At 68.1% G+C, this 800-nt stretch carries 1 protein-coding gene; it reads right to left on the bottom strand.

All coding sequences use genetic code 11. The features are described from left to right. On the bottom strand, positions 1 to 800 hold an 800-nt coding region (locus IE140_RS35735), incomplete at both ends, for an acyltransferase domain-containing protein (protein WP_189461114.1).

Here is an 800-nt window from a genome sequence, read left to right as displayed (position 1 = left end):
ACCAGTACCCCGCATCCAGCCCCGCAGTGTCCAACCGCTCCCCCGACACCGACGAAAAGAACGGCACCCCCGAAGACACCGGCACCACCGGAGCCAACACCTCCAGCAACCGCTCCCGCACCCGCTCCACCTGCACCGAATGCGACGCATAATCAATCGCCACCCGCCGAGCCCTGACCCCCGCACCCACACAGTGCGCCAACAACCCCTCAACACCCGCCACATCACCCGACACCACCGTCGAACCCGGACCATTGACCGCCGCCACCGACAACCCCGGCCACCGCCCCACCAACTCCTCCACCTCCGAAACCGGCAGAGCAACAGACACCATCCCCCCCAACCCCACCAACTCCTCGCCAATCACCCGCGCCCGCAACGCCACCACACGCGCCCCGTCCTCCAAGGACAACCCGCCCGCAACCACCGCCGCCGCGATCTCCCCCAACGAATGACCCACCACCGCCGACGGCACCACACCCACCGAAGCCCACAGCCTCGCCAACGACACCATCACCGCCCACATCACCGGCTGCTCCACCTCAGCCCGCTCCAGCCCCACCCCCGACCGCACCACATCCAGCAACGAAAACCCGGTGAACGGCTCCAACACCCGCCCACACTCCGCCATCGCATCAGCGAACACCCGCTCCCGCTCCAGCAACTCCACCCCCATCCCCACCCACTGCGCCCCATGACCGGGAAACACAAACACCGCAGAACCCCGCGAACGAGCAACACCCCGCACCACACCCACATGCGGAACACCCCGCGCCAACGCCCCCAACGCCCCCACACCA

Source organism: Streptomyces parvus (genome assembly GCF_014648875.1).
Taxonomy (GTDB): Bacteria; Actinomycetota; Actinomycetes; order Streptomycetales; family Streptomycetaceae; genus Streptomyces; species Streptomyces parvus.
Note: the sequence above shows the minus strand (reverse complement) of the source record. Positions and strands in the feature narration are given on the sequence as shown.